The sequence below is a fragment of the Pseudomonas sp. GM60 genome (genome assembly GCF_000282415.1).
GTDB lineage: Bacteria > Pseudomonadota > Gammaproteobacteria > Pseudomonadales > Pseudomonadaceae > Aquipseudomonas > Aquipseudomonas migulae.
On the sequence record NZ_AKJI01000054.1, the window covers coordinates 20,813 to 27,574 of the forward strand.

Genomic DNA, 6,762 nt, shown 5'->3' on the forward strand with positions numbered 1-6,762 from the left:
TCGCTCCTACAAGGGGATGCATCCGTCAGGAAATTAACGGCGTTTACTGCCGCCGAGCAGTGACCCCATCAACCCGCGCACCAGTTGCCGACCAAGCTGATTGGCCGCCTGTCGCATCGCCGATTTCAGCGCCTGCCCTGCCGCCGTGCCGAGAAACTCTCCAGCCTTGTCGGTGAAGCTCGGTTCCTCCGCAGCAGCCTTGCCCGGTGCCGCTTCGGGTTCCGGCCCCAGGCCTTTGCGCCCCATCAGCACTTCATAGGCCGATTCGCGATCCACCGGTTTGTCATACCGCCCTTTGAACGGCGAGCCGGCGATCAGCAGCGTGCGCTCGGTTTCGCTCAGCGGCCCGATCCGTGATTGCGGCGGTGCCACCAGGACGCGCTGGACCATCTCCGGCGTGCCTTTGTCCTGCAACGTGCCGACCAGCGCCTCGCCAATCCCCAGTTCAGTCAACACCGACAAGGCATCGAACGCCGGGTTTGGCCGGAAGCCCTCGGCCACCGCACGAAGGGACTTCTGCTCCTTGGCAGTGAACGCACGCAAACCATGCTGGATACGCAAACCGAGCTGCGCCAGCACATCATCCGGTAAGTCGCCCGGCGATTGGGTGACGAAATACACGCCCACGCCTTTCGAGCGAATTAGCCGCACCACTTGCTCCAATCGCTCCTGCAACGCCTTGGGCGTATCGGCAAACAATAAATGGGCCTCGTCGAAAAACAGCGCCAGCAGCGGTTTGTCGGCATCGCCGCGCTCCGGCAGTTGCTCGAACAGTTCAGCCAGCAGCCACAACAGGAACGTCGCGTAGACCTTCGGCGCTTCGTGCACCAGACGACTGGCATCGAGCAAGTGAATGCGCCCGCGTCCCTCGGCGGTCGGTTGCAGAATGTCTTCGAGTTGCAGCGCCGGCTCGCCGAACAAGGCTTCAGCACCTTGTTGTTCCAGGGTCGCCAATCGGCGCAACAGGGCCTGGCTGGAACCGGTGGTCATCAACGCGGCGTCGTCGCCCAGCAATTCGGGGTGGTCGCGCAGGTGATTGAGCAGTGCCTTCAGGTCCTTCAAGTCCAGCAACAACAGGCCTTCGCGGTCCGCCACCTTGAACGCGGCGTACAACGCCGATTGCTGGCTGTCGGTCAACTCCAGCAGGGCACCAATCAACAGTGGGCCCATTTCGCTCAAGGTTGTGCGCAAGGGATGACCGGACTGGCCGTGAATGTCCCACAAGGTGACCGGGTACGCCTGCGGCGTGTGATTCAGCCAGGGCATCCCGGCGATTCGCTCGGCGATCTTGCCCTGCGGGTTGCCGGCAGCGCCGAGGCCGCACAGGTCACCTTTGATGTCCGCTGCAAACACGGCCACGCCGGCATCGCTGAACGCTTCGGCCAGTCGTTGCAAGGTGACGGTCTTGCCGGTCCCGGTAGCGCCCGCGACCAGACCGTGACGGTTCGCCAGGCGCATGGCCTGGGCGATCGGTTGCCCCGCGAGATCGGCACCGATAACGAGTTGCGATGAATCAGGCATTTGGTCACCCATGGTTAATCTTTAATTCTGCACGGCCGATATAAAAGACTGAAAAGCTTCGGTAATCCCCCCAAGGAGAGGACGGAAATATCAGCTTGTTTTCATGACCGCCCACTGCACGCTTCCTTATAAAAGCACGCCTTGGGCATTAAGACCTTAGCGGAACCCCAAGCCATGAACAAAAATCTGCGCTTCAGCCATAAAATCCTGCTTGCCGCCGCCCTCATCGTCATTGCCGCGTTCGCCTCGTTCACCCTGTACAACGACTATCTACAGCGCAACGCCATTCGTGAGGACCTGGACAAGAATCTGCAAAAAATGGGCAGCGTGACTGCCAACAATATCCAGACCTGGCTGACCGGGCGCAGTCTGCTGATCGAAAACCTCGCACAAAATGCCGCGCTGAACCCGGACATCGGCAACGTCACCAAGCTGCTGGAGCAGAAGGCGGTGACGTCGACCTTCATGGGTGCTTACATTGGCAACAAGGATGGCACCTTCATCATCCGCCCGGACAGCAAAATGCCGGATGGCTATGATCCGCGCGCCCGCCCTTGGTACAAAAGCGCCCAAAGCACCAGTGGCTCGGCGCTGACCGAACCCTACATCGATCTGGCCTCTGGCCAACTGGTCATCTCCATCGTCAACAGTGTGCTCAAGGATGGCCAAAACATCGGTGTGGTCGGTGGTGACCTGAGCCTGCAAGTGATCGCCGACAGCCTGAATGCGCTGGACTTCGATGGCATGGGTTATGCGTTCCTGATCAGCGCCGACGGCAAGATCCTGGTGCACCCGGACAAAGCGCTGGTGATGAAATCCCTGGCTGAGTCGTACCCGAAAAATACACCGCGCATCAGCAGCGATTTCAGTGAAGTGGAAGTCGATGGCAAAACCCGCATCGTCACTTTCACCCCGATCAAAGGCCTGTCATCCGTCAACTGGTACATCGGTCTGTCGGTGGATAAGGACAAAGCCTTCGCGAAACTCAGCGATTTCCGCGCCTCGGCGGTCGTTGCGACCGTCATCGCAGTTGCGATCATCATTGCCTTGCTGGGCATGCTGATCCGCATCCTGATCCAGCCGCTGCACGTCATGACCCGCGCAATGGCCGACATTGCCGACGGCGAGGGCGACCTGACCAAACGCCTCACTATCCAGAACAACGATGAATTCGGCCTCCTGGGCACCGCGTTCAACCGTTTCGTGGAGCGCATTCACGGTTCGATCCGCGAAGTGTCTTCGGCCACCGGCCAGGTCAACGAAGTGGCACTGCGTGTAGTCGCGGCTTCCAACTCGTCGATGTACAACTCCGACCAGCAAGCTTCGCGCACCAGCAGCGTCGCCGCCGCGATCAATCAGCTCGGTGCCGCAGCCCAGGAAATCGCGCGCAATGCAGCCCAGGCGTCGAGCCAGGCCAGCGATGCCCGAAACCTCGCCGAAGACGGCCAACAGGTGGTGGATCGCAGCATTGTCGCGATGAACCAACTGTCGAGCATGCTCAGCGCTTCGAGCACCAACATCGAATCGCTGAACAGCAAAACCGTGAACATCGGGCAGATTCTCGAAGTGATCACCAGCATTTCCCAGCAAACCAACCTGCTGGCGCTGAACGCCGCGATCGAAGCGGCCCGAGCCGGTGAAGCCGGGCGTGGTTTTGCCGTGGTGGCCGATGAAGTGCGCAACCTGGCGCATCGCACCCAGGAGTCGGCGCAGCAGGTGCAGACCATGATCGAGGAGCTGCAAATCGGCGCCCGCGAATCCGTCAGCACCATGAGCGACAGCCAGCGCCACAGTCAGGACAGCGTGGAAATCGCCAACCTGGCGGGCGAACGCCTGAACAGCGTGACGTTGCGCATTGGTGAAATCGACGGGATGAACCAGTCCGTGGCGACGGCGACCGAGGAACAAACGGCGGTGGTGGAATCGATCAACGTCGACATTACCGAGATCAATACGCTCAACCAGGAAGGGGTGGAAAACCTGCAATCGACGTTGCGGGCGTGTTCGGACCTGGAGCAGCAGGCGGCGCGTCTCAAGCAGTTGGTAGGTAGTTTCCGGATCTGATGCGCTTCTGAAGGCCCCTTCGCGGGCAAGCCTCGCTCCTACAAGGTTTTACGTGAACCTGTAGGAGCGAGCGGTGCGGCGATCCGACTTGCCCGCGAAGCCGGTCTGTAACACACCACAAAACCCCAGCCGAACATCTATTCTTCATTAAGGTCAACCAAGGGAGTACAACGGACCGGAGGGATGTTCATCGTGCACATCGCGGACATAACCATGTTCTACGCCCCTGCCAGCGGTGGCGTGCGCACGTATCTGGATGCAAAACACCGTCGTCTGGGCGTCAAGCCCGGCATTCGCCACAGCCTGCTGATCCCCGGTCCACATCTCAGCGAACAGGACGGCGTTTACACTGTTCCGGCCCCTGCCCTGCCCTTCGGCAAGGGTTATCGTTTCCCTCTCCGTCTCGCCCCTTGGCGAAATGTCCTGCAGGATTTGCAGCCCGATCTGATCGAGGTCGGCGACCCGTACCTCACAGCCTGGGCGGCGCTCGACGCCCGCCGCCAACTCGACGTGCCAGTGATCGGCTTCTATCACTCGGACTTGCCGCTGCTGGTCAGCAATCGCATGGGCAATTGGGTCACAACCAACGTCGAAGCGTATGTCAAAAAGCTCTACGGCAACTTCGACCGGGTCTTGGCGCCGAGCCGGATCATGGCCGACAAACTGACCAGCCTGGGCGTGAACAACGTTTTCGTCCAAACCCTGGGCGTCGACCTGCAAACCTTTCACCCCGATGCCCGGGATCCAAGCCTGCGCACGCAACTGGGCATCAATGAAAATACACACCTGCTGATTTTTGCCGGGCGAGGCTCCAAGGAAAAAAACCTGCCGGTGTTGCTGGAATGCATGCGACGCCTGGGGCGGCGTTATCACCTGTTGCTGGTGGGGTCGTCGATGCCGGTCGTGGTCCCGGACAACGTCACCGTCATCCATGAGTTCTGCCCCGTCACGCAGGTGGCGAAGTTGATGGCCAGCGCCGATGCGCTGCTGCATGCCGGAGACCAGGAAACGTTTGGCCTGGTGATCCTCGAAGCCATGGCCAGCGGCATTCCGGTGGTAGCCGTGGCGGCGGGAGCCTTTGAAGAAATCATCAGCGCAGAATGCGGGCTGCTGTGCGCGCCGAACGACCCGGTGGCGATGGCCAATGCGGTGCGGGAGCTGTTCAGTTCAGGCAGTGCCGCGTTCGGCCAACAAGCGCGCCTCCATGTCGAACGGCATTACTCGTGGGACGCGGTGGTCGACAGCCTGTTGGGCCACTATCACGCTGTCCTCGGCAACCAATGGCCGCTGGCCGCCAATGGTTGAGCCCATGACCGCGCCCTGCCTGTTACTCGTACTGCATGACGTCGCGCCGCACACCTGGGCCGATTACCAACCTTTTGTCGAAGCCGTCGACGCCTTGGGTGAAGTGCCGATGACCTGGCTGGTGGTGCCGGATTACCACAGACACAACGATCTGGAGGCACACCCTGGGTTGCGCCGCCTGCTGACCGGTCGTGTCGCTCGAGGTGACGAACTGGCGCTGCACGGCTATTTTCATTGTGATGACGAGCCGTCGCCCAACACGCCACGAGACTGGTTCATGCGCCGCATTTATACCCGTGAAGGCGAGTTCTACACGCTGTCGCAGGACGCAGCCCTCGCGCGTCTGCGCGCAGGTATCGAGCTGTTTCATCGCTATCACTGGCCGCTCGAAGGGTTCGTCGCTCCGGCCTGGTTGATGAGCGAAGGTACGCGCCGGGCCTTGCGCCAGTTACCCCTGAGTTACACCAGCGATCCACAGCATCTTTTTCGTCTGCCGGATTTCACCCCGGTCGATGCGCCGGGACTGGTCTGGAGTGCGCGCAGCGCATGGCGGCGAGGTTTGTCGAAGATCGTCAGCGATCAGCGCGAACAACGCTTGCGCCAGGCGCCGGTAATTCGTCTAGGCCTGCACCCGGTGGACATGCGTCATCGGTTCGCGCGCGATTACTGGCTGCACACCCTCAAGCGATTACTCGACCAAGGCCGCATGCCGATGACCAAGGCTCGTTGGCTGGTGCTGCACAGCGACCGTGTCGGTCGCGCCGCATGAGCCGGGGGATTCTGCTGTTTGTCGCGCTGCTCGCGGCGGTGCTGATTCCGCTGCTGCTGGGTGGCAACCAGACCTGGTCGCGATTGCAAAGCTTTCCACTGAGCTGGTTGCTGATCATGTTCGGCATGATCCTGCTGTGCTGGGTGGTGAACACGATGCGCTTGCGCCTGTTGCTGGGTGATGAGCGCGACAAGGTCAGCCCGGTCAAAAGCCTCGGCGTGGTGATGGCCGCTGAGTTCGCCTACTGCGCCACACCGGGCGGCAGCGGCGGACCGCTGACCATCATGGCGCTGCTGGCCCGCAACGGGGTGCGCCCGGCACGGGGCAGCGCGGTTTTCGCCATGGACCAACTCAGCGATCTGCTGTTCTTTCTCTGCGCGTTAAGCGGGATTCTGATTTATGCGCTGTTTCAGCACCTCAGCGAACGCATGGAGTGGCTACTGACCGTCAGTGCGATATCGATGTTCGGCGGGCTGCTAAGTTGTGTGGTGATCGCGCGCTACCATCGGCTGCTGATTCGCCTCAGCGGGCGGCTGCTCGCACGCCTCAATGTCAAAGGCACCACGCGCCTGCGCTGGGCGCGAAAACTCCTGCACTTTCTTGCGGCGTTCACTGACACGTTGAAGTTGCCCTTTCGGACTTTGATCAAGGTGTTTGCCCTGACCTGTGTGCATTGGGTGCTGCGCTATAGCGTGTTGTACCTGGCGTTGCGCGGGCTCGGCGCGGATTTACAGTGGGCCTGGAGTTTTTTGATTCAGATGCTTTCGCTGAGTGCGGGGCAGTTCAGCCTGTTGCCGGGGGGCGCCGGGGCGGCGGAATTGACCTCGGCTGCATTACTGGCGCCCATGGTGGGGAAATCCACTGCGGCGGCGGCGATTCTGATTTGGCGGACGGTGACTTATTACTTTTATCTGGTGGTGGGGGGGCCGGTGTTTTTGTTGATGGTTGGGCGGCCGTTGTTGAAGAAGTTGATGAGGTTTAGGCAGGCTTAGTTTTTGGATTGTGTGTATATCCGTTGCTGCGGTAACGGCGGCTTATGGTTTCGCTTTTACAGCGAGTCACTTGGAAGAGCCCCAAGTAACCAAGGGCTCTTGCCCCTTTCG

General features: G+C 60.7%; 5 protein-coding genes. 4 read left to right on the top strand and 1 reads right to left on the bottom strand.

From position 1 onward, the window contains the following. Positions 1-33: 33 nt before the first annotated feature. Positions 34-1,521, bottom strand: coding sequence for a helicase HerA-like domain-containing protein (locus tag PMI32_RS15085; RefSeq protein ID WP_032828755.1), 1,488 nt, complete (start codon positions 1,519-1,521; stop codon positions 34-36). 174 nt (positions 1,522-1,695) lie between these two features. Here PMI32_RS15085 and PMI32_RS15080 point away from each other — a divergent pair, with 174 nt between their 5' ends. The 4 genes from PMI32_RS15080 to gpgF all read left to right on the top strand — a co-directional run bounded on the left by PMI32_RS15080 (position 1,696) and on the right by gpgF (position 6,651). Next, positions 1,696-3,585, top strand: coding sequence for a methyl-accepting chemotaxis protein (locus PMI32_RS15080; RefSeq protein ID WP_008029266.1), 1,890 nt, complete (start codon positions 1,696-1,698; stop codon positions 3,583-3,585). A gap of 183 nt (positions 3,586-3,768) precedes the next feature. Beyond that, positions 3,769-4,890 carry an N-acetylglucosaminyl phosphatidylglycerol synthase gene (gpgS, locus tag PMI32_RS15075; protein WP_008029267.1) on the top strand — a complete coding sequence of 374 codons (1,122 nt, stop codon included), beginning with the start codon at positions 3,769-3,771 and terminating at the stop codon, positions 4,888-4,890. Next, on the top strand, positions 4,883-5,659 hold the full coding sequence (gpgD, locus tag PMI32_RS15070) for an N-acetylglucosaminyl phosphatidylglycerol deacetylase (RefSeq protein ID WP_008029269.1): 777 nt from the start codon (positions 4,883-4,885) through the stop codon (positions 5,657-5,659). Before gpgS ends, gpgD begins: the two co-directional genes overlap by 8 nt. After that, positions 5,656-6,651, top strand: a complete 996-nt coding sequence (gene gpgF / locus PMI32_RS15065) for a glucosaminyl phosphatidylglycerol flippase (RefSeq protein WP_008029272.1) — start codon at positions 5,656-5,658, stop codon at positions 6,649-6,651. The genes gpgD and gpgF overlap by 4 nt, the downstream gene beginning before the upstream one ends. The last annotated feature ends 111 nt before the right edge of the window (positions 6,652-6,762 follow it).